Annotated in this window: 19 protein-coding genes and 1 pseudogene; 10 read left to right on the forward strand and 10 right to left on the reverse strand. The window is 62.0% G+C overall.

Going from position 1 to position 20,259, the window contains the following annotated elements; translation table 11 throughout:
• Positions 1–48: 48 nt before the first annotated feature.
• A complete protein-coding gene (locus tag AACH73_RS04330) occupies positions 49–921 on the reverse strand; it encodes a tyrosine-protein phosphatase (protein ID WP_272740427.1) in 873 nt (290 codons plus the stop codon).
• Between the two features lie 75 nt (positions 922–996).
• A complete protein-coding gene (locus tag AACH73_RS04335; RefSeq protein ID WP_338735532.1) occupies positions 997–3,285 on the reverse strand; it encodes a TonB-dependent receptor in 2,289 nt (762 codons plus the stop codon).
• Between the two features lie 266 nt (positions 3,286–3,551).
• Here AACH73_RS04335 and AACH73_RS04340 point away from each other — a divergent pair, with 266 nt between their 5' ends.
• Positions 3,552–4,751, forward strand: coding sequence for a hypothetical protein (locus tag AACH73_RS04340; RefSeq protein ID WP_272740425.1), 1,200 nt, complete (start codon positions 3,552–3,554; stop codon positions 4,749–4,751).
• A gap of 14 nt (positions 4,752–4,765) precedes the next feature.
• Here the strand turns inward: AACH73_RS04340 and AACH73_RS04345 are convergent, their stop codons facing one another.
• The 4 genes from AACH73_RS04345 to zigA are packed head-to-tail and all read right to left on the reverse strand — an operon-like array spanning position 4,766 to position 8,310.
• Positions 4,766–5,260: a DUF3299 domain-containing protein gene (locus AACH73_RS04345; protein WP_338735533.1), complete on the reverse strand. Its 495-nt coding sequence runs from the start codon at positions 5,258–5,260 to the stop codon at positions 4,766–4,768.
• Positions 5,257–6,462, reverse strand: a complete 1,206-nt coding sequence (locus AACH73_RS04350) for an FtsX-like permease family protein (RefSeq protein ID WP_338735534.1) — start codon at positions 6,460–6,462, stop codon at positions 5,257–5,259. The genes AACH73_RS04345 and AACH73_RS04350 overlap by 4 nt, the downstream gene beginning before the upstream one ends.
• Complete coding sequence (locus tag AACH73_RS04355) at positions 6,459–7,103, reverse strand: ATP-binding cassette domain-containing protein (protein WP_338735535.1); 645 nt, start codon at positions 7,101–7,103, stop codon at positions 6,459–6,461. Before AACH73_RS04355 ends, AACH73_RS04350 begins: the two co-directional genes overlap by 4 nt.
• Position 7,104: 1 nt before the next feature.
• On the reverse strand, positions 7,105–8,310 hold the full coding sequence (gene zigA, locus AACH73_RS04360; protein WP_338735536.1) for a zinc metallochaperone GTPase ZigA: 1,206 nt from the start codon (positions 8,308–8,310) through the stop codon (positions 7,105–7,107).
• A 75-nt stretch (positions 8,311–8,385) separates the two neighbouring features.
• On the opposite strand from zigA, the gene AACH73_RS04365 reads away from it, so the two are divergent.
• On the forward strand, positions 8,386–8,766 hold the full coding sequence (locus AACH73_RS04365; RefSeq protein ID WP_338735537.1) for a MerC domain-containing protein: 381 nt from the start codon (positions 8,386–8,388) through the stop codon (positions 8,764–8,766).
• Positions 8,767–9,011: 245 nt separating this feature from the next.
• Here AACH73_RS04365 and AACH73_RS04370 read toward each other — a convergent pair whose 3' ends face one another.
• The gene (locus AACH73_RS04370) at positions 9,012–9,500 is read right to left on the reverse strand and encodes a hypothetical protein (RefSeq protein WP_338735538.1); all 489 of its coding nucleotides are present in this window, start codon (positions 9,498–9,500) and stop codon (positions 9,012–9,014) included.
• A gap of 23 nt (positions 9,501–9,523) precedes the next feature.
• The gene (locus tag AACH73_RS04375; RefSeq protein ID WP_272740418.1) at positions 9,524–10,318 is read right to left on the reverse strand and encodes a DUF4198 domain-containing protein; all 795 of its coding nucleotides are present in this window, start codon (positions 10,316–10,318) and stop codon (positions 9,524–9,526) included.
• A gap of 193 nt (positions 10,319–10,511) precedes the next feature.
• On the opposite strand from AACH73_RS04375, the gene AACH73_RS04380 reads away from it, so the two are divergent.
• Entirely contained in the window at positions 10,512–12,602 is a 2,091-nt protein-coding gene (locus AACH73_RS04380; protein WP_338735539.1) for a TonB-dependent receptor, read from the forward strand.
• 38 nt (positions 12,603–12,640) lie between these two features.
• Positions 12,641–13,330 carry a TonB family protein gene (locus tag AACH73_RS04385; RefSeq protein WP_338735540.1) on the forward strand — a complete coding sequence of 230 codons (690 nt, stop codon included), beginning with the start codon at positions 12,641–12,643 and terminating at the stop codon, positions 13,328–13,330.
• Between the two features lie 10 nt (positions 13,331–13,340).
• On the opposite strand, the pseudogene AACH73_RS04390 reads toward AACH73_RS04385, so the two are convergent.
• Together AACH73_RS04390 and AACH73_RS04395 are read right to left on the reverse strand one after the other, a co-directional pair.
• Positions 13,341–13,430, reverse strand: a pseudogene (locus AACH73_RS04390) (IS5/IS1182 family transposase); the annotation flags it as partial.
• A gap of 283 nt (positions 13,431–13,713) precedes the next feature.
• Complete coding sequence (locus tag AACH73_RS04395; RefSeq protein ID WP_338735541.1) at positions 13,714–14,127, reverse strand: DUF2147 domain-containing protein; 414 nt, start codon at positions 14,125–14,127, stop codon at positions 13,714–13,716.
• 304 nt (positions 14,128–14,431) lie between these two features.
• Between AACH73_RS04395 and AACH73_RS04400 the strand changes: the two genes are divergently transcribed.
• From AACH73_RS04400 to AACH73_RS04425, 6 genes are all read left to right on the forward strand, one after another.
• The gene (locus tag AACH73_RS04400) at positions 14,432–14,686 is read left to right on the forward strand and encodes an acyl carrier protein (RefSeq protein WP_272740414.1); all 255 of its coding nucleotides are present in this window, start codon (positions 14,432–14,434) and stop codon (positions 14,684–14,686) included.
• Position 14,687: 1 nt separating this feature from the next.
• Positions 14,688–15,884, forward strand: coding sequence for a beta-ketoacyl-[acyl-carrier-protein] synthase family protein (locus AACH73_RS04405; protein ID WP_338735542.1), 1,197 nt, complete (start codon positions 14,688–14,690; stop codon positions 15,882–15,884).
• 11 nt (positions 15,885–15,895) lie between these two features.
• Positions 15,896–16,552 carry a response regulator transcription factor gene (locus AACH73_RS04410; protein WP_338735543.1) on the forward strand — a complete coding sequence of 219 codons (657 nt, stop codon included), beginning with the start codon at positions 15,896–15,898 and terminating at the stop codon, positions 16,550–16,552.
• Positions 16,552–17,979, forward strand: a complete 1,428-nt coding sequence (locus AACH73_RS04415) for an ATP-binding protein (protein WP_338735544.1) — start codon at positions 16,552–16,554, stop codon at positions 17,977–17,979. Before AACH73_RS04410 ends, AACH73_RS04415 begins: the two co-directional genes overlap by 1 nt.
• 179 nt (positions 17,980–18,158) lie before the next feature.
• The gene (locus tag AACH73_RS04420; RefSeq protein ID WP_272740410.1) at positions 18,159–18,809 is read left to right on the forward strand and encodes an MtnX-like HAD-IB family phosphatase; all 651 of its coding nucleotides are present in this window, start codon (positions 18,159–18,161) and stop codon (positions 18,807–18,809) included.
• 61 nt (positions 18,810–18,870) lie between these two features.
• Positions 18,871–20,259: an aminotransferase class III-fold pyridoxal phosphate-dependent enzyme gene (locus AACH73_RS04425; RefSeq protein WP_272740409.1), complete on the forward strand. Its 1,389-nt coding sequence runs from the start codon at positions 18,871–18,873 to the stop codon at positions 20,257–20,259.

Genomic DNA, 20,259 nt, shown 5'->3' on the forward strand with positions numbered 1-20,259 from the left:
CCGATAGAGCGGTTTCCACTTTATCGAATTGCGCTCTAACGCGTTCGGCTATTTAAGGAGGCGCGTCTTCAGAGTGGTCACATCGGCGGCGCTGAGGCCCAGATCTTCGCGCACATAGCGGTCCCAGCCGCCTTCACGGGCTTCAATGGCGGCAAACGCGGCGTCGAGATAGCGCGCATCGACCCCCATCAGGGCCTGAACCACGTCCGGGGGCAGGCGACGGAAGGCGGCCATCATCGGGTCTTCCTTTTCACCCGCCTTGGGCATGTCCGGGGTGTAGTAGCGGTTGGACAGCAGATAGTCTTCGGTCACAGTGGCGCGCGGCACGCCCAGGATCGTCAGGATGAGCGCCGTGGCGACACCGGTGCGGTCCTTCCCCGCCGAGCAGTTATAGACCAGCGGGGTTTCACCGTCGATAATCAGGCGCATCAGGCGCTTGTACTGATCGGCAAACTTGAAAGGCGCATCGGCGTAGAAGCCCGCCATCATCGCGCGGGTGTCATCGGCGGTCACTGTGCCCTTCTGGAAAAAGGCCATGAACGGTGTCATGTCCATGTCGTAGTCCTGCGAATAGACCGCGACCTTCATGTCGGCGGGCCACACAGCCGGGGCGCTGGCGCGTTCCTGCGTGGCGCGGAAATCGACATTGGTCTTGATGCCCAGCGCCTTCAACTGCCCAAAGCCGGCTGGGGTGATGCGGTTCATGGCGGCCGAACGATAGAGGATGCCCCACTTCACTTCACGGCCATCGGCGGTTTTGTAGCCGCCAATGTCGCGGAAATTGTTGCTTCCTTCAATGGCGATCAAACGAGAGCGGGCTTCGACCGCAACCGGTGTGGAGGCTTGGGCCACGGCCTGCGGGGCCACAGCGGCGAAGAGGAGCGCGGCGCACAGACCTAAGGCGCGGACGGGTTTGGACATGGTTAGCTTTCGCAGATAGGTTTTGCAGGGAAAGGTGAACCGGGGCACGCAGGTGGCGCCCCGGCTGGATAGGGTTTAGAAGCTGATATTGGCTTCGATGCCGTAGGTGCGCGGCTCGTTATAGATGCCGTAGGTGCCCAGGGCGGCGTTGAAGTTACGCATGAAAACGTGCTTTTCGTTCGTCAGGTTGCGCGACCACAGTGACAGTTGCAGCGCGGTGTTCTGACCCGGCAGGGCGATATTGGCTAGAGCCAGACGGCCGTTGACGATCAGCGAATTGTCGCTGCGGGTCGGATCGGCGGAGCTGGTGTTCTGACCGCTGGCGCCATTGGCGTCGAGATGCGCCTTGAACAGGGCACTGCCAACGGGGCGGCTATAGTCCACCGTGACGCTATAGGCGTTTTTCGGCGCATACAGCGGATAGACCGCGACCAGCGGGTTGCCGGTGACGAAGGGGTTCGGAGCCTTGGGCAGGTGGGTCGAGTTGGTGGCGTAGGTGGCCCCCAGGATCAGGCCGCGCAACGGACGATAGGTGATATCGGCTTCGACGCCCTTCAGCTTGGCTGTACCCGCCGCATTGGTGGTTTCCAGCGTGCCGCGCGTATTGCCCGGAATGACGGCGTTGAAGTCGATCTGCGTGTCCTTATAGTCGCTGTCATAGGCAGCGAGGTTGAAGCGCAGGCTGCGGTCAAACCATTCCGACTTCAGGCCGATTTCGCGCGCCTCGACGCTTTCCGGACCGAAGGCGCGATAGGTCAGCGAGCGCGAATTGGCCCCGCCAGCCTTATAGCCCGTGCTCCATTTGGCGTAGAGATTGATATCGTCGGTCACGTCGTAGGCCAAGGTCACCATCGGATCGATACGGTCCCATTTGGCGTCCAGATGCTGGATGGCGGCCACGCCATTGACCACCGGTATGGCCCCGTTGACCTTGAGCAGTTCGCCCTGCTTTTTGTCCTCGGTATAGCGGGCCCCGATGGTGAGATGGGCCTTGCCGTCAAAGGCGTCGGGGGTCCAGGTCAGTTGCCCGAACAGACCAGCGCTGTCGGTTTTCGCCGTCGAGGCGCGATCAGGGAAGGGGGTGGCGTTCACCGGAGCCGGCAGGATGGTATAGCCCGTACCGGTGGCGTTCCATTGCAGCGTGTTGGGGGCCCAGGCGTCGTCGGCGACCGATTCATGGTAAAAGAAGGCGCCACCGACATAGTGGAATTGCGAGTTGTCGCCGATCAGCTGGATTTCCTGACTGTACTGACTCTGGTCGAAATTGGCGAGGCTGTAGCGGCTGAAATTGCCGTTGGGCGCGAAGACCGACAGGGCGGTTGAGCCGTTGTCGAACTGCGACTGCGTCAGCTTGCGATACGAACTGATGGATTTCAGCTTCAGGCCGTCCGACAGCTTCCAGTCAATGACCAGTGTATGGCCGCTGGTATTGCCGACGCTGTGCTGCAGTGGCACGCCGATCAGAGCGCTTTTGGCGCGGTCGGGCTGGGTCGGGGTCAACGGTGCCAGCGGCAGGCTGCCCTTGCTCAGGAGTTGCACATAATAGGGTGTGCTGGCATCGCGAGAGGCGTCGAAAGCATAATCCACACTGACGCTGTCGCTGGCCCGCCACAGGGCTTCAAGGCGCACGCCGCCCTTGTCATAGGCGTTGAAATCCGGCGCGCCGTCCAGCGGGTTCTTCACCGTGCCATCGCGCTTGGACAGGACCAGATCGGCCTTTACGCTGACATTGTCCATTTCCGGCAGGTTGAGGTGCGATTCGAGCTTGTAGCCATTGAAGTTCGACAGGCCGAACGTGGTGTTCATGCCATAGACGCCGGTGGGCTTTTTGGTCACGATGCTGATGGCGCCGCCTTCGGTATTGCGCCCGAACAGGGTGCCCTGCGGCCCTTTCAGCACTTCGACGCGCTCGATGTCGAGCAGCGCCATGCCGAGGCCCTGCGCACGGCCCATATAGACGCCATCGACATAGACGCCGACGCCCTGATCGCGGCTGGGCTGGTTGGCATCGCCCATGCTGCCGACGCCACGCATGCCGATGGTCAGGGCCGAGCTACGCGAGAAGAAAGGTGCGACGCGCAACGATGGAATGGCCCCATCGCCGAGATCTGCCAGAGACTGCACATGGCGGTTGCTGAAATCGTCCTTGTTCATCACCGAAATCGAAATCGGTGTCTTTTGCAGCCGGGTTTCGCGCTTTTGCGCCGTCACGACGATTTCCGGCAGGGCATCGGCAGGCGCTTCGGCGGCGGACGCTGCGGCCTCCGCATGGGACGCAGTAGCGTTCAGGCTCAGAAGGGCTAGGCTGCCCATGAGCGCGGTCTGTGCGGCAAGTCGCACGCGGTTAAAGGTAAAGACGGTCATGACTATCCCCAGCCAGAATGATTAATCTGACCGGTTGTTAGAACGTTTGTATGTAAAAATTTGAACGGTTATATAAAGGATTTGCAACGGCAGTACCCTGCGTGCGTTTCGCAAAACGTTGTGGCTTTTTGGCTGCAAACCGGTCTATAGACGGCGCATATAGGCGTAGGGTTGGCGTTGGAATGGCTATACGGGTTTTGGGTCAGGCTTTGCAGGGCCAAGAAGGCGGGGCGGGCGATTCCCCTAAGGGGTCGGCTGCGGAGCGTATGCTGCGGGCTGTAGGCGGGATGTGGCGCAGCCACGGTCGCGCACAGATGAGTGCGCGCCTCGTCGGGCAGAAGGCGGGCGTGCAAGCCTCTCAGATCAATTACTATTTTGGCGGGTTTGAACAGATGTTATGTTCGGCCCAGGCGCAAGCCATCGAAGCCGCCAGCCAGTGGTGCGAGGCGCGTCTGATGGATTTAACGCCACTGGACCTGTCCGCCGCGCAGGGAGAGTCCTTCGGACACATCCTGGCCGGACTGATCGAGGCGTGGTGCACGGAGGCGGCGGATCTGGCCTTTGCGTGGACCGAATGCCTGCTGCTGGCCGGGCGGAACCCTGGTTATGCCGATGCTGCGCGGCAGTGGCAGGCGCTGTGGACCCGTTTCTTTGATGCGTTGTGCGCCCGCGCCGGCCTTTCGGTTCACAGCGCGCTGATGCGGCACTTTTTTTACGGCGAGGCCTTCATGCACCGCCTGATCTGGCGACCGGCGCTGGATCGGGCCGTACTCGCGGAAAGCTGCGTGAGCTGGCTGCGCCTGTTGCTGAGCGGGGAGGCCGGGACCACGCCTCTGCGCGCCTGTGTACAGACCGAAGTTCATCGGTATACGCCGGGCGTTCTGGTGGCGGGGTCTGTGCAGGCCCAGATTGCCGAAGCGGCGGCCGATCTGGTCGAGCGCGACGGCGCGGCGGCGGTCACGCACCGGGCAGCGGCGGCGGCGGCGGGTCTGACCTTGGGGGCGACGACCTATCATTTCTCTTCCAGCGATGCGCTTCTGGGGGCGGCATGGGCGGCCATCTATGCCCGCCTGACCCGTCCGGATGCCAACGATACGGCGCCAACCTACGCAGAAGAAACGGTAAGTCGCGCCGAGTTCATGGCGGGGATGACGCATTTCTTCGATAATCCGCAGCAGCAGAACCACATGCGCGGTATGGAGGAACTGGTATCGCAGGCGGCGCGCGACCCGAGCCTGTCCGGCGTAGGGGCGATGATCCGCTATACGCGCGGTCAGACCACCTATCTGACACTCAGGCGTCTTCCGCGTGAGGGTGCGGCGGCAGACAGGCAGACGGCCGCGCTGGTTTCGACCTGGTTGCAGGGTCTGGGGCGCGATTTGCGTGGCATGACCTCTGCTGAGCGCACACAGGCGGTTCACCAGCACCTATCTCGGATACTGCATATACTGAAAGTGCCCGCATAAGTGCCACAGAGCCCCTACGCCTTAACGGGCTTGGCATTCGTCATAGCGAAAAAGACGCCCATTTCCGGATTGCTGGTCAGTTTGAACTGCCCCTCAATGGTCAGGGGCTTGTCGTTCCAGGCTACGGCCTTGAGGCTGCGCACCTCGATCACCTCATTGGGCTCGCCCGGAGGATGGAACAGGCACACCGGCGTGTTGATGCCGATTAGAAAATGCTTCGTCAGGTCCAGTCCATCGAGCGGAATGATGAAGCCTCGGACCTTCAGGGTTTGCCCGATCAGAGCCTTGACCTCGTCCGTCGGGGTCAGGCTGTAGAGGGCGGTTTTGGCGTGATAGCTGACCTTGCACTGGCGCAGCTTCACCCACAAAGGGTCGGATGACCGCGGCAGGGTGCGCTGAAAGGCACGCTCGCCGCTCAGTTCGCCATCGGTGGTCGAAGCCTTTTGTTCGCGCCAGGCCGCAAGGCTTAGGGCGGCAGGCAGGAAAAACATCAGGTCGCGGCGTCTCATGCGCGGAATCCTTCATCATCACGGGTCAGGGCAAGGCGCAGGGCGGGCACAAGCGCGCTCAGGCACGCGGTCAGCAGGGCCGCCCCATAGAGCCAGGGCCATTGATCAACGGGCAGGCCGGGGTGAGGAGACAGGCCATAGGCGCTCAGGACGTGGGTGAGAGCGGACTGTCCCAACAGGCTGAGCCCCACGCCCAGCACCAACGCCGCGTGGACGATCAGCAGCGCTTCGGCCAGACAGATCAGGCTAAGATCAAGAGAGGTCGCCCCCATAAACCGCAGCAGAGTGAGGTCACGCGCCCGGCGGTTCAGCGCCTGTACCAGCGACAGAGTCAGGACCAGCGCGCCAAAAGCGCCGATGGCTACAAACAGCCCTGTCGCGAAGTAGATGACCGGGTGCACGAGGCTGAGCAGCCGCGCCAGTTCCAGTTGCGGGCTGGCGGCCGACAGGGTGTCGCTCTGATTGATCAGGGCAGGGGCCGCGGCCAGTGCCACGGGAGAGGTGAAGCTGACCAGAACGGCATTGACATGATGACCGTCTGTGGCTTCGGCGTGGTCGTGATCGTCTGCGTCCGGGCCGTGCGCGTGGACCCACGCGATAGACCCCAGATCGGACAGCAGAAGGTGGTCGATAACGCCGCCCGTCGGGGCCAGGATGCCGGTGACGGTGTAGCGTGCGGCGTGCGCTTCGCCTTCACCGGCCAGTCCGTGACTGGAGCCCAGTGTCTGACCGAGGCGCAGATTCAGCGTCTTTGCGGCCTGCGCGCCGGCGACCATCTGCATCGGCTGCGCCCAGAGACGCCCCTGTGCCAGTCGGGCGTGATAGAAGCCGACGATGTCTGGTCGCGTCCAGACGATGCGGATGCCTTCGACGCTGTCCCCCAGCGCGATAGGTACACTGGCGCGGATATAGGGTTTGAGATCAGGCTCGGACAGGCGGGCTTCGATAGAATTCAGGGACACCAGACCGGGGGCGGGCGTCTGATGCAGGGCGCAGCACAGGCTGAGGTCGAGACCGGAGGCCTTGGGCCCGACCACCATGTCGGTTTCGGAAATGCGCGCCTTCACCGCTTCGGGCAGGGCGGTCTGGGCCCACAGGATCAGGATAAGCCCGGCCAGCCCGCAGGCCCCGATCAGCAGGGTCAGGGCGGTGGACCCCCAGCGGCGCCACAGGCCCGCCAGTACGAAACGCGCGAACATCATGTCAGCGCCCCCGTTACGACTTCGGCGACAGCGCCCAGACGCGCCTTCACCCGCGCATCGTGGGTGGCGACGATCAGCGCCGTGCCTTCGTCCTGCGCCAGATCGAGCAGCAGCGACAACATCGCTTCGGCATTGGTCTCATCCAGAGCCGCCGTCGGTTCATCAGCCAGTATCAGGGCCGGGGCATTCATCACCGCACGCGCCAGAGCCACGCGCTGGGCCTGACCCTGACTGAGGCGATCCGCGCGCCGGTGTGTCAGGGCCGATATGCCCAGCCGGTCGAGCAGGTGATGGGCACGCGCGACATCCAGCGGCAGGTGGGCGCTGGCGCGGGCCATCTGAAGATTGTCCATAACGCTAAGGGAGTCGATCAGGCGGTAGTCGGCGAAGACAAAGCCGATGCGCCGCCCGCGCAAACGCGCGCGATCTATGGCCTTGCTGGGCCAGAGGGGCTTGTCTTCCAACTGCACCGTACCGTTTACGGGCGCGATCAGTCCCGCCAGACAGAGGAGCAGCGAGGTCTTGCCTGCCCCGGACGGGCCGGTCAGGGCCAGGGTCTGACCGGCGCTCAAGTGCAGATCAGGGAGCCCGATAAGGGCGTCCCCACGTCGCACGGCCAGATTTTCTGCGCACAGGGGCATGTCACGCGGGCTCGCTCTGGCGTCCCCAGACGGGGAAGGGGTCAGGCAGTTTTGCCCAGCTTTTGGGGCCGCGTTGCCACTCGGCCGGGGTCAGCAGCGCCGCATCGAACATGGCGCTCAGCGCCGCCTGATCCATGCCCTTGCCGATCAGCACAATTTCCTGCCGCCGGTCGCCATGGGGGGCGCGCCACACCTGATCCAGAAAGGCGCGCGACTCCGGGTCGTTCGGGCGGCGGTTCGGCGGGATGGCCGCCCACCAGTAGCCGCCCCACTCATGAGTGGCCGCGGCCCCGGCCTGCGACCACGACCCCACATAGTCCATGCGCGAAGCCAGCCAGAAAAAGCCCTTTGAGCGCCACACACCCGGCCATTCTCGGTCGAGAACCGCCTTCAGCCGCGCCGGATGAAACGGACGGCGGGCGCGGTACACAAAGCTCGATATGCCGTATTCTTCGGTTTCGGGGACGGTGTTGAACTCCAGCGCCTGTCGCCAGCCGGCGGCCGACTGGGCGCGCTCCATATTGAACAGACCCGTGTTGAGTATGTCGCTTAGCGGCACCACGCCCTTTTCGGCATAGACGATGCGCGCCAGCGGATTGAACTGACGGCAGATGCCTTCGACGTCACGCCGCTGGTCGTCGGTGACGAGGTCGAGCTTGTTGAGCACAATAACATCCGCAAACTCTATCTGTTCGACCAGCAGATTGACCACGGTGCGGGTATCGTCTTCGCCGAGACTTTCGCCACGATCGGCCAGAAAATCGGAGGAGCCGTAATCGCGGTGGAAGTTGAATGTATCGACGACCGTGACCATGGTATCCACGCGGGCCAGATCGGCCAGAGACACGCCGCTTTCTTCAACGAAATCGAAGGTCGCCGCCACCGGCATGGGCTCGGCTATGCCCGTGCCTTCGATCAGCAGATAATCAAAGCGTCCGGATTGCGCCAGCACGCGCACCTCTTCCAGCAGGTCTTCGCGCAGGGTGCAGCAGATGCAGCCATTGGACATTTCGACCAGCTTTTCCTGCGTGCGTGACAGGTTGGCGTCACCGCCCCTGACCAGAGCGGCGTCTATATTGACCTCGCTCATATCATTGACGATCACCGCCACCCGCAGGCCTTCGCGATTGCGCAGGACGTGATTGAGGAGGGTCGTCTTACCGGCCCCCAGAAAACCAGACAGAACAGTCACGGGAAGTTTGGTCACGGGCGCCTCATGCGTGCTTGAATTTTGATATGTTATAATATAACGCAATCGGACCGCAACTGAAAAGGAGGCCTCATGTCGGCCGCGCGTAAAGTTTCCAAAAGCCGGACCCTTGATGCGCTGGCTATGGGACTGTCGAGTTTATGTGTGGCGCATTGCCTCGTGATGCCGCTGGTGTTTGCGGCCCTGCCGTTTCTGGGGGTGTTCAGTGACAACCCGCTCGTCCATCAGGTGCTGGTGGGGCTGGCCGCCCCGGTGAGCCTGTTTGCCCTGATCCGCTCCGGCGGCTGGCGACGGGCAGGGCTGAGCGCGATGGCCTTTGCGGGGTTGGGGCTGCTCAGCGTGGCGGCATTTTATGCGCCGGCCGAAGCCTGGGAAACGCCCCTGAGCGTCACGGGGGCGGCGCTGTTAGCGACCATGCACCTCTTCAATGCCCGCCTGCCGCATCAACACTAAACCGTTTCCGTCCTGAGGTTCGACACATGATCACCACCGAAATGACCCATGGCGACCCCATGCCACAGTTTCGCTCTGGCAGGCTTTGTGGTGGAAACCGGCAAGCCGATGATTTGGGAATTAAATCTTTAGAGCGGAATGCGGTTTACAGGCATTGACATTCCGCTCCAGATTCTTTGGTTGCAGCGTTTTCGGAAAAGCATCCTCATTTTGGATCTCGCCTGACGGCCTTTCCGCGTATCTTTCTAAGGATTGACAAACTCGCCCGTTTTGCCGTTCTTTGCCGCTTCTTCGGTCAGAACCACATCCTTGTGATCCACCACCCCGTCCTTATTGCGGTCGTGCAGGTCGAACATACGCAGACCCGAAGCGAGGTGTTCCGCCTGACTGATGGCGCCGTTCTTGTCGCTGTCGAGGACGCCGAATCGGACCTTGGCCTGACGCATCTGGCGTTGCTGTTCCTCCAGACGCTTTTCCGGGTCGCCGATGCGGCTGAGTCTGGCCATCAGGCGGCCTTCGTATTCACCGATATATTCGGCCTCGCTCAAGACTCCGTCTTCGTTGAAGTCGGCCTTGCGAAATTCGATGGCGCGACCGGCCTTGAATTCCTCAAGCGACACCTTGCCGTCGCCATTGAGGTCCTGTTCCTCGATAAAGGTCGAGGTGGAGTGTGAGGCGGCCAGTGCCGGGGCCGAGGCCGCGATGAGGGCGGTTATAAGAAGAGACGTTTTCATCTGGGTTATCCTTACAGAACAGGTTATTGGGGCAGGACTTCAAGGGTGAGGGTGGCGGTGTGGCTCAGCCACAGGTTCGCCTGACCTTCAGCGGGGCGGCGCACGCGCACCTGAAGGAGGTAGAGACCGGCGGTCTTCGGCGTGAAGGTAACCTCGCCCGCGTCATTGGTGCGCAACGTCTGTTCGCCAACCCTGGGCGTGGCATAGGTCTGGCCATCGGTGATGATGGTGACGCCTTGACCCGACAGACCCTGGCCATTTTCACGCACGCGTACGGTGAAGGGTTCACCCGCATAGGCGTCATAGGGCGCGGTAACGGGGAAGAGTTCGACGCCGTCGCTGCGAAAATCGGGACGACTGGGGCGACCATGTGTCACATAAACATCGGCGCGCGTAAGGCTCTGCACGTCGATCACGGTTTCGCCGGATCGGGCGGCATTGGGGCCTTCGAGAAAGTGCACCTCACCGTCGCGAAGGACGCCCTTGGCCACGCGGCCCTTACGCACGCCGGACGAGATCAGATAGGTGCCTTCGGCCTTTAGCGGCGCTTCGAGAAATACCGCGTCCTTCAGCGTCGCTGCCGGGGGGAGGGGGGTGTCGGTCCCGTCCGGCGCGATCATATGGAAGGCGTCCGACTTCATGGCCACGTCAGGACGCAGATCGCCGTCCGAGAAGGCCGCTTCGATCGTTACGTGGTCGCGCGGTGCCGGGACCGTAAAGGCCGCGGGCTTGAGATAGGGCGAATGCGCCAGGGCGGGCGCCGTCAATAAACCAAAGAAAAGCAACGGGGTAATGCCGATAAAGCGATAGGCGGTCATGTCGTGTGATCCCTGAAAGAGCCCTGTGGCCCGAAAGACATGAATCCAATAATGAGAATCATTATTATTTGCAAGTGGCTTGACGTCGCATCGCCTCAGGGTGTAGTCGGCGAGTAAATGAGAATTATTCGCAATTATGGACGTGGGGTCCATGGCGAATCTCAGCCGATTTTTTCTGAAAGGAAGTATGGGGATGTCACTCAAATCATACCGTCTGCCGGCCGTCAGTACTCTGGCGCTTAACGCCCTGATCCTGTCTGCCGCGCCGGTGCTGGCGCAGGAAGCGGACAAGACAGCCGACGCCACCACCCAGTTGTCGCTGGGGCGCATCGTCGTCTCGGCGGGCAAGGAAAAGGTCGCCACCGATACGCCGCAGTCGGTGACGGTGCTCGATCAGGAGGACCTCGAAAACGCGCAGGCCGGTACGGTGGGCGAACTTTTGGAAGGCGTAGCCGGGGTCGATGCGGCCGGAGGCGTCTCATCTCTGGGGCAGGGGCTGAACATCCGCGGCATGGGCACCGCCCTGTCAGAATCGGACAGCCGCGTGGTCTTCACGGTCGATGGCGTCACCAAGTTTTTTGAGGGCTACCGCATGGGCAGCCTGTTCACCGATACCGAACTGTACAAGCGCGTTGAGGTGCTGCGCGGGCCGTCCTCATCGACCGTCTATGGCTCCGGCGCGCTGGCCGGGACGGTCAACTTCACCACCAAGGACGCTTCGGACTTCCTGAGAGGCGATGATCGCTTCGCGGTGCGTCTGAAAGGCGGCTACGACAGCAACAGCGAGGGGACGCTGCTGTCGGCGACTCTGGCGGCCAAGCCGATGCCAAACCTCGACGTGCTGCTGGTCGCCAATAAGCGGGACTTCGGCAACTACACCGATGGCAATGGCAAGATCGTCAACCCGTCGCAAGCGGCAGGCGAGTCGGTGCTGCTCAAGGGCCGCTACTATATCGGCGGCGACCGCAAGCACAGCGTCTGGGCCTCAGCGCAGAAATGGAGCGACGATTCCTGGCAGATATATGATCAGCAGGCGGCCTTTACGACCAGTCAGGTACGCCGCAAGACCGACGACACCAACTATGTCATCGGTTACGACAACGCCTTTGAGGGCAATGACTGGCTGGACCTCAAGGCGCAGATCGCCTTCGACGAATCGAAAACGGATCAGCGCGACAACCAGTTTTCGCCTGCCGCGCTCGGCTATACCTCGCAGTACAGCTACAAGACCGTGCAGGCGAAGGTGGAGAACGTCTCGACCTTCACCACCGGTCCCGTCGAGCACTTCCTGACCGTCGGCGTGCAGACCTATCATCAGGAGCGCCGCAACCCGCGTTACAGCGCGACGGGCAGCCTGACCAATGGCGCGACCACCCACCCCGAAGGCGATATGAACCGCGTCAGCCTGTATGTGCAGGATGAAATCCTGATCGGGGATAAGCTGACGCTCATACCCGGTATCCGCTACGATAAGTCGAAGCTGAAACCGGGGGCGGGTACCTATGTGGTGGGCACGACCGGCGTGCCTTCCTCCGTCGAACTGGACGCTACCTCGCCCAAGCTGGCGGTGCTCTATACGCTGACGGATCAGGTCAAACTATTCGGTTCGCTGTCGCATACCGAGCGTCTGCCCGTGCTGGATGAGATCTACACGCGCGGTGCGGCCCAGACCATCAGCCTCAATCTCAAGCCGGAAGAGTCGGAAAACCGCGAGGTGGGCGCCAGCTATTCGAAGCGCGGTCTGTTCTCTAAAGGCGACGGTCTGAACCTCAAGCTGACCGTGTTCCAGAACGATATCAAAAACCTGGTGACGCGCACCTCGACCACGGCCTCGGCCTACACCAATGTCGGTGAGGCGCGCTACGAAGGGGCCGAGTTGGAGGCCGAATACGCCTCACGCCATGTCTTCGGGCGCGCGGCATGGTCCACGGTCAATGGCTATAACAAGCTGACGAATATCGCGTTTAACACCCTCCCGGCAGAGCAACTGAACCTCACGGCGGGCTGGGTGTTCCCTGAAACGGGGGTCACGCTCGGCTGGAAAGGCGATATCGCCGACAAACAGTATAGCTACAACGCCACCACCGGCGTCGTTTCGGCCACCAGCAAGTCCTACACGGTGCATAACCTGTTTGCCACCTATCGCCCGGTGTCCGGCCCGCTCGCCGGGATCGAGGCGCGTCTGAACTGGGACAATATTTTCGACACCTATTATCAGCCGCACCTCAGCTATCTGCCGGCCGCGGGTCAGACGGTCCGCCTGAGCCTCGCCAAAACGTTCTGAAACCAGCGGTGACGAGCAAGGGTCAAAAAAGCCTGGCTGTGGGGGCCTCCGTTCTGGTGAACGGGGGCTTCCTGCTGGCCGTCGCGGGGCTGGCGCCTCAGCCGACACCCCCGCCGGTTGAAAGCCCGGTGTTCGAGGTGGCAATGGAGGTGCGCCCAGCCGTGGCGAAGACGGCCCCGCCAGCGGCAGAGATACAGACACCCCCCTCTGCGGATATCAAACCCTCTGAAAACCCTGTGAAGACAGCGGTTTCGACGTCACAGCCGTCGTCTTCGTCGGCACTCGCCGCAGCCATGCCCTCCGCGCAAGCGGTTCCGGCCTCCGCTCGGACCGAGCCCGCCGCGGCCCCTCCGTCGGCGGGTGCGCCTGCGGCCGCGGCCTCCACTTCCCCGCTCGCCGCAGCCGGTGCGTCGCGTCCGAGCGAGGTTCAAGCCCCGCCCCCAGCGGCCTATGCCGCGCGTCTTCGCCACCATATTGAACAGTTCAAAATATATCCGCCGCAGGCCAAACGCCGTCGCGTCGAAGGCGAGGTCGTCCTCAGCTTTCAGATGGATCGCCAGGGGCGCGTCCTGACGTCGCGCATCGAGCGTGGATCGGGCTCGGCGGATATTGATCGTGCGGCACTTGCCATGCTGAATGAGGCGCAACCCCTACCTCGCCCACCGGATAGTCTGACGGGCGAGGTTCTGTCCCTGAACGTCACCACTCGCTTCAGCTTGAAAGATTGAGCCAAGCGTTGGCGATACGATCGTAACGGTGCGGGTGCTTGCGATGCCGCCGAGGCGGGATAACGGGTTCAGCGCCTTATTCGAGAATGAGATTGTGCAGGCCTGTTCGTCGCCGTACACGCCATGGATGAGTGCGTGTGTACAAAGCGATGAAATTCAAAAAGGCACAGAATGCCCACGGGTGTATTTCGCCGTCAAAAGACGCTCGCGCTTGAAGCGGTCCCGACGCCGTGAGGGGACGCCTTTTTCCGGTTCAGGAAGTCGAGGGAGTCGGGATGCTGCCGCCAGCGTCCGGCGAAGTTGAAAAAATCCTCAAATTATGATGGGTTATCGGTGTGATCCTCCGGTCATGTCCGATGGCGGATCGTCTGTTTTCATGAGCTTTAGGGGGCCACGCGCGTCCAGACCTGTCGTCCGACCTCGGCCTTAAGAACCCCCAGCGGCTTTGAAATGATCAGACGGTCCTTGCCCTCCAGACGTAAGGTGAGTCCCGTATGGGTGCGGCCGTCTTCCGGGTCGTAGATTTTACCGTCAGTCCAGCCCTGTGCCGTCGGTTTGAAGTCGCTGAGAATTTGCAGGCCGGTCACCGGCTGATGGCGGCGCGACGGATCGGGATTGTGTTCGTCCTTCGCACTGGCCGCGGCGGAATCTAGGAGGCGTTCGACTCGCCCGCACAGCACGGCGGTCTGACCGGGGCAGGGGGCGATGCGGACCCAGGCGTCGCGGTCCTGCGTCACCCACACACCCGCGGGCGTGGTTGCCCCTATCCCCAGTAGCGCCACAATCCCTATCCACATTTCGCCCTCCTTGGTCAGACATACACAACACCACAAATCCGGCAAAAAACAGGGCCGAATACCAAGGGTCATTGAAAATGACCCTTGGTATTCCATTCGAGAATGTCTCATGTCACTGACACATATGAGACATTCTCGTTTCTTCGACGGCCGGATGCGGTCAGCATCTTCGGCCGTTGGTAGAAAAATCGGGCCTGCCTTGATATCGCCATCCCTTTAGGTCACACAGGGCCTCGTGAGAATGTGACGGCCTTTGTTGGACTGCGTGCGCGGCTGTGACGCGGCGTGTCCGGGAGCATTGACCGTGTCTATTGATCAGACCCCCTCGACCGTTCTCTATCAGGTCGTCGCCAAGGAAATGAATACGACCGAAGCGGCCGTTCGTCAGGCTACGAGCCTCGAAGAACTGGGTATAGATTCCCTCGAAATGATCGAAATCGTCATGGCGGTGGAAGACCGTCTGGGCATATCCATCAATGACCGTGAACTCCATGCGGTCGGCTCCATGCCCGAATTGCTGGCCCTGATCGAGCGATCGCCGAAAAAGGCGGCGGCCTGACATGGCGCGGCCGGCGGTTGTCATCACCGGGTTCGGCCTGCGCCTGCCCGGTGCCAATTCGATGGCGGAGCTCCTCCGACTGTACCGTTCCGGTAAGGCCGCGACGCGGCCGCTTGGCGGAGAGTTGACGGGCTTTGCCGGCGGGCGGGTCGGGGATCCGGGGCTGGATGCGCTCCGCACCAAACAGATGGACACCTGTGCCGTCCTGGCTCTGGCCGCAGTGACAGATGCCCTTGCCATGGCAGGTCTGGAAAAGGGCCCTGACCTTGACGAGGCCGGTGTCTATGTTGGCTGCGGCGGGGGCGGGCTGGAGTCGATCGAACAGAGCGTGCTCGACTGGCACCAGCGGCAGGACGTCAAGAGCCAGACTCTGATGCGCTGTATGGCCAACGCGCCTGCGGCCCAGATATCCATCACATGGGGCTGCAAGGGGCCGAGCCTGAGCTATGCCATGGCCTGTTCATCGGCCTCCCATGCGATCGGCGAAGCGGTGACGCGCCTTCAGTCTGGCCGTTGCCAGCGGGTTATTGCCGGTGGCACCGAAGCCCCGCTGACCCAGACCATGCTGCGGATATGGACGGCCATGCGCCTGCTGGGGCAAGGGCCGGAAGCGGTTGTGCGCCCCTTTTGCTATGAGCGGGGCGGGCTTCTGCTGGGCGAAGGGGCCGTCTTTTTCATACTGGAAACCCTTGAGGCGGCACGCGCGCGAGGGGCTGAGCCGCTGGCGCAGCTTTCGGGCTACGGGGCCTGGTCCGATGCGACGCATATGACCGCCCCCAATAGTGACGGTCAGGCGCGGACAATGGCTCTGGCCCTGACAGATGCCGGTCTTTCTTCGGAGGCGCTGGGCCACGTCAGCGCCCATGGGACGGCGACGCTGGCGGGGGATATATCGGAGACCAAGGCCGTCAAGGCGGTGTTTGGTGCACACGCTGCCCGTCTGCCGGTATCGGCGACCAAGAGCTTCCACGGGCATTTGCTGGGGGCGGCGGGCGGAGTCAGCCTGCTGGCCAGTCTTCTGGCCGTGCGCGAAGGCTTCGTCGTCCCGACCGTCAATTTCGGTACGCCGGACCCGGAGCTTGACCTCGATTACGTACCCAATGCGGCGCGCGAAGGTGTGGACATCCGCCACAGCCTGTGTAACGCCTTTGGCTTCGGCGGCAGCAATGCCTCACTCATTGTGTCGCGCGTGGAGTAGATGGCGGCCTTATGCAGGTTCTGCTGATAGAGGATGATCGGGGTCTGGGGGCCGGGCTGAAGGCGGCGCTCGAACAACTGGGCTATGGTGTGGACTGGGTGCTGACGCTTGATGAGGCGCTTCAGGCCCTCGACTATGGCGACTTCGCCGCGGCCCTTCTCGATCTTGGCCTGCCCGATGGCGACGGTCTTAGCCTGCTGCGCCGCCTGCGCAAGCGCGGCCATGGCCTGCCCATACTGGTGATCACCGCCCGCAGCCAGCGCGATACCCGTCTTCAGGCGCTCAATGACGGGGCCGATGACTATGTGACCAAGCCCTATGATCTTGATGAACTGCTGGCCCGCCTGAGGGCCGTGATCCGTCGCACGCGCGGCGAAATCAACGGGGCTGTGCGCTTTGGGGCCTATGAACTCGATATAGAAGGCCGGATCGTGCGTCAGGAAGGCCGCCCCATCAAGCTGACAGCGCGCGAATTTCGCGTCCTGTCGCTGCTGGTGACGCGCGCCGGGCGCTGGGTGTCGAAAACCGATATCGAAAACGGCATATATGACGCCGCCACGGACGTCGAAAGCAATACGGTCGAGTCGGCAGTGTACGGTCTGCGCAAGAAGCTGGGTATGGAGACCATCGTCAGTGCGCGGGGGCTGGGCTATATGGTGATACGCTGATGCGCATACCCGATCTTCTTCAGTTGCTTCTGACGCCGCGATCCCTGTCGCGGGGGTTGTTTGCCCGTATGACTCTGGTCACGCTCGTGGGGGCCCTGACCATTGTCGGGGTGGCCGCGACCGCCGTCAGGTCCGAGGTGGATGAGATATTCGATCAGCAACTGGTATTGGGGGCCAATCTGCTGGTCAATCTTATGCGCGACGAACTGAGCGATCTGCGCAAGAGCACAGGCTCGGTGGTGGCGGTTGATGACATGCCGCTCTTGTCAGCCGAAGACCGTGAGGCCTTTGACGCCTATGCCGACTGGCGGATGTTCCGTATCTGGTATCAGGACCGCTTGCAGTTCAGGTCGGATACCGGTCCGGACGTCAAAGCCCCGCAGGACAGCGAAAACTCGACCTTTCATAATGTGCGCTCCGGCGGCAAGGTCTGGCGTATCTACACGCTTGCAGCACCTGGCGGCTATCCGATCGTTCAGGTGGGGGAGCGTCTGGGGGTGCGCAAGCAACTGGTGCACAATATTGCGCTGCAACTGGCGGCTCCGTTTGTCGGCATTGCCCTGTTGCTGCTTGTCATCATCTGGATCAGCCTGAGAAGCGGGTTGCGCGATCTGGATGGTTATAGTGCGCGACTGGCGCAGCAGCAGGGCAGCCCGCCCTTTATACCCGTGCGTTCCGAAGACTGGCCCGCCGAACTGGGCGAACTGACCGCTGTGATCAACGGCCTGTTTCGCCGCATAGAGGACGGCCTGCTGCACGAGCGGACCTTTATCGAAATGGCCGCCCATCAGTTACGCACGCCCCTGGCCGCGCTTAGTCTCGAAGCGCAGCTATGTGCCCGTATCGACGATCCTGCCGAATTGAAGCCGCGTCTGATGGCCCTGAATGCCGCCACCGACCGCATCGCCCGGCTGGCCGATCAGTTGCTGGTTCTGGCCCGCCTTGGGGCGGCCGGAGAGAGTGACGCCCTGATCCCCAGCGTGCGCGAGGTTGTGGGGCAGTTGCTGGCCGACGCTGCGCCGGTCATTGCCGAGCGCCGCATCGATGTCGCTCTGGAGGGGGGCGACTTTGCCTTCCGCGGCTCGGATACGGCTTTGCGGCTGGCGCTGGCCAATCTGATCGAAAATGCCATGGGCCATACGCCGCCGGGCTCAGAGCTGGTGATCGACATCGAGCGGGCGGTCAATCTGCCGTCGGGCTATATCGAAATCCGCGACCGTGGCCCCGGCATGAGCGACGAAGACAAGGAAAAGGCGTTTGACCGCTTCTGGCGGGCGCCGACCAATACGCGCAACGGTACGGGGCTGGGGCTGGCGATTGCGCGCGATGCGGCCGATCTGCTGGGGGGGCGTATCCGGCTTGTGGACCGTAGCGACGGTCTGTCCGGTCTGGTTGCGCGCCTGATGCTACCCAAAATAGATGCCTAATACCAAGCGGCATTGGAAATGACCCCTGGTAGAGGCGGTGCCAGAGAAAAATGTGGCAAGTCTATGACTAAATTCAATAATATATAATTCGCGGGGAGGCGATTTCGTCGTCGTCTCGTCAGTTTCGCGTCAGTCAGCCCGTTTAGCTTCGCCCTCAGCAAGGTCAACAGGACGACGACATGCGCGTATTTTGCGATTTTGACGGGACGATTACCGTTCTCGACACGACCGATCAGGTGCTGACGCATCGCGCAGACCCCCATTGGCAGGCGCTGGAAGAGGCCTGGATCGCCGGGCGGATCAGTGCGGCGGAGTGTATGCGGGGACAGATTGCGCTGATCGACACGGATGAGGACGCGCTCGATGCCGTGCTGGATCGCTGTCAATTGCGCGAAGGCTTTGTCGCTTTTGCCGGCTGGTGCCGCCGGGCGGGCATCTCGCTCACCATCGTCAGTGACGGCGTGGATCGTTTTATCCGGCGTATCCTGTCGCGGCACGGGCTGGAGGGCCTGCCGGTTGTGTCCAACCGGCTGATCCTCGAAGGCGAAGCCTACCGTCTGGATCAGCCGCACGCCGTTCCGGGCTGTGCCGCCGGCTCAGGGGTCTGCAAATGCGCCGTGGTTCGCGAACTGACGGATAAACGCCCGGTGGTCTTTATCGGCGATGGCCGCTCCGACTTCTGCGTCAGCCAGCGCGCCGACATCCTGTTCGCCCGCGACCGACTGGCCACCTACGCCGCTGAACGCAACCGGACCTTCATTCCGTTCGAGACCTTCGACGATATCCGTATCGCTCTCGTCGGGGATGGTACCCGTAACCTGATGGCCTGAGCCCCCTAATATTTTGGTTTAAATCGCTTTTTGTTTGAAGAGCGCTCTAAGGATCAAACCTATGTACGATTCACAGGACCTGTCGGAATCCGACCTGCTGGCGCTTGAGGCCAGATACTGCTCCCATGGCGATACCGTCCACTATATGGACACGCCGCGCGTCTTTACGGGCTGCGACGGTTCCTACATGATGGATGCCAAGGGGCAGCGCTATCTCGACCTTCAGATGTGGTATTCCGCCGTCAATTTCGGCTACCGCAATGCGCGCCTCAACGCCGCCGCCCACCGGCAGCTCGACACACTGCCGCAGGTGGCCTCGCAATATCTGCACCGCGAGAAGATCGAGCTGGCGACGCTTATCGCCCGCGATATGGAGACCAAGTTCGGCGAAAAGGGCCGCGTCCATTTCAATGTCGGCGGGGCTCAGGCGGTCGAAGATTCGCTGAAACTGGTGCGCAATGCCTGCGGCGGCAAAAGCCTGATGTTTGCGTTTGAGGGCGGCTATCATGGCCGCACGCTGGGTGCCTCGGCCATCACCTCGTCCTACCGCTATCGCCGTCGGTTCGGCCATTTCGGCGATCGCGCGCAGTTTATCGAATTTCCGTACCATTTCCGCGGCCCGAAGGGCATGACCAAGGAAGAGTACGGTCACCACTGTGTGCAGAAGTTCAAGCGCCTCTTTGAGACCGAATATAATGGCGTGCTGGACGTCAAGACCGGTCAGTGCGAGTACGCCGCCTTCTATGTCGAGCCCATTCAGGGGACGGGCGGCTACGTCGTGCCGCCGATGAACTTCTTCAGCGAACTGAAGGCGGTCCTTGATCAGTACGGTATCCTGCTGGTCGTCGATGAAATCCAGATGGGCGTTTATCGTACCGGCAAGCTGTGGGCCATAGAACATTTCGGCGTGACGCCGGACGTTCTGGTCTTCGGCAAGGCGATCACCAACGGGCTCAATCCCCTGTCGGGCCTGTGGGCCAAGGAGGCCCTGATCAATCCCGGCATCTTCCCGCCCGGATCGACCCATTCCACCTTCAACGCCAATCCGATGGGCACGTCGGTGGCCTTGGAAACCCTGCGCATGGTCTCCGAAGAGGACTATGGCGCCAAGGTCATGCGCAAAGGCGCCTATTTCCTTGAGGCGCTGAAAGATCTGCAAAAGCGCTGGCCGCAGATCGGCGATGTCGATGGGCTGGGCCTCGCTCTGCGCTGCGAAATCTGCAAGGAAGACGGCTTCACGCCCGATAAGGCCCTGCTGGACGCCATGGAGGCGGAAGGGCTGCGCGGCGGGATCGAGATCGACGGCGAAAAATACGGCCTCATTCTCGATGTCGGCGGTTACCACAAGAATGTCATCACCTTAGCCCCCTCGCTCGAAATCACTGAGGGCGAGATCGACCTGGCTATCCGCCTGCTCGACAGCCTGTTGCGGCGGTGTGTTGGACAATAA

It is taken from the genome of Asticcacaulis sp. DW145 (assembly GCF_037101385.1).
Taxonomy (GTDB): Bacteria; Pseudomonadota; Alphaproteobacteria; order Caulobacterales; family Caulobacteraceae; genus Asticcacaulis; species Asticcacaulis currens.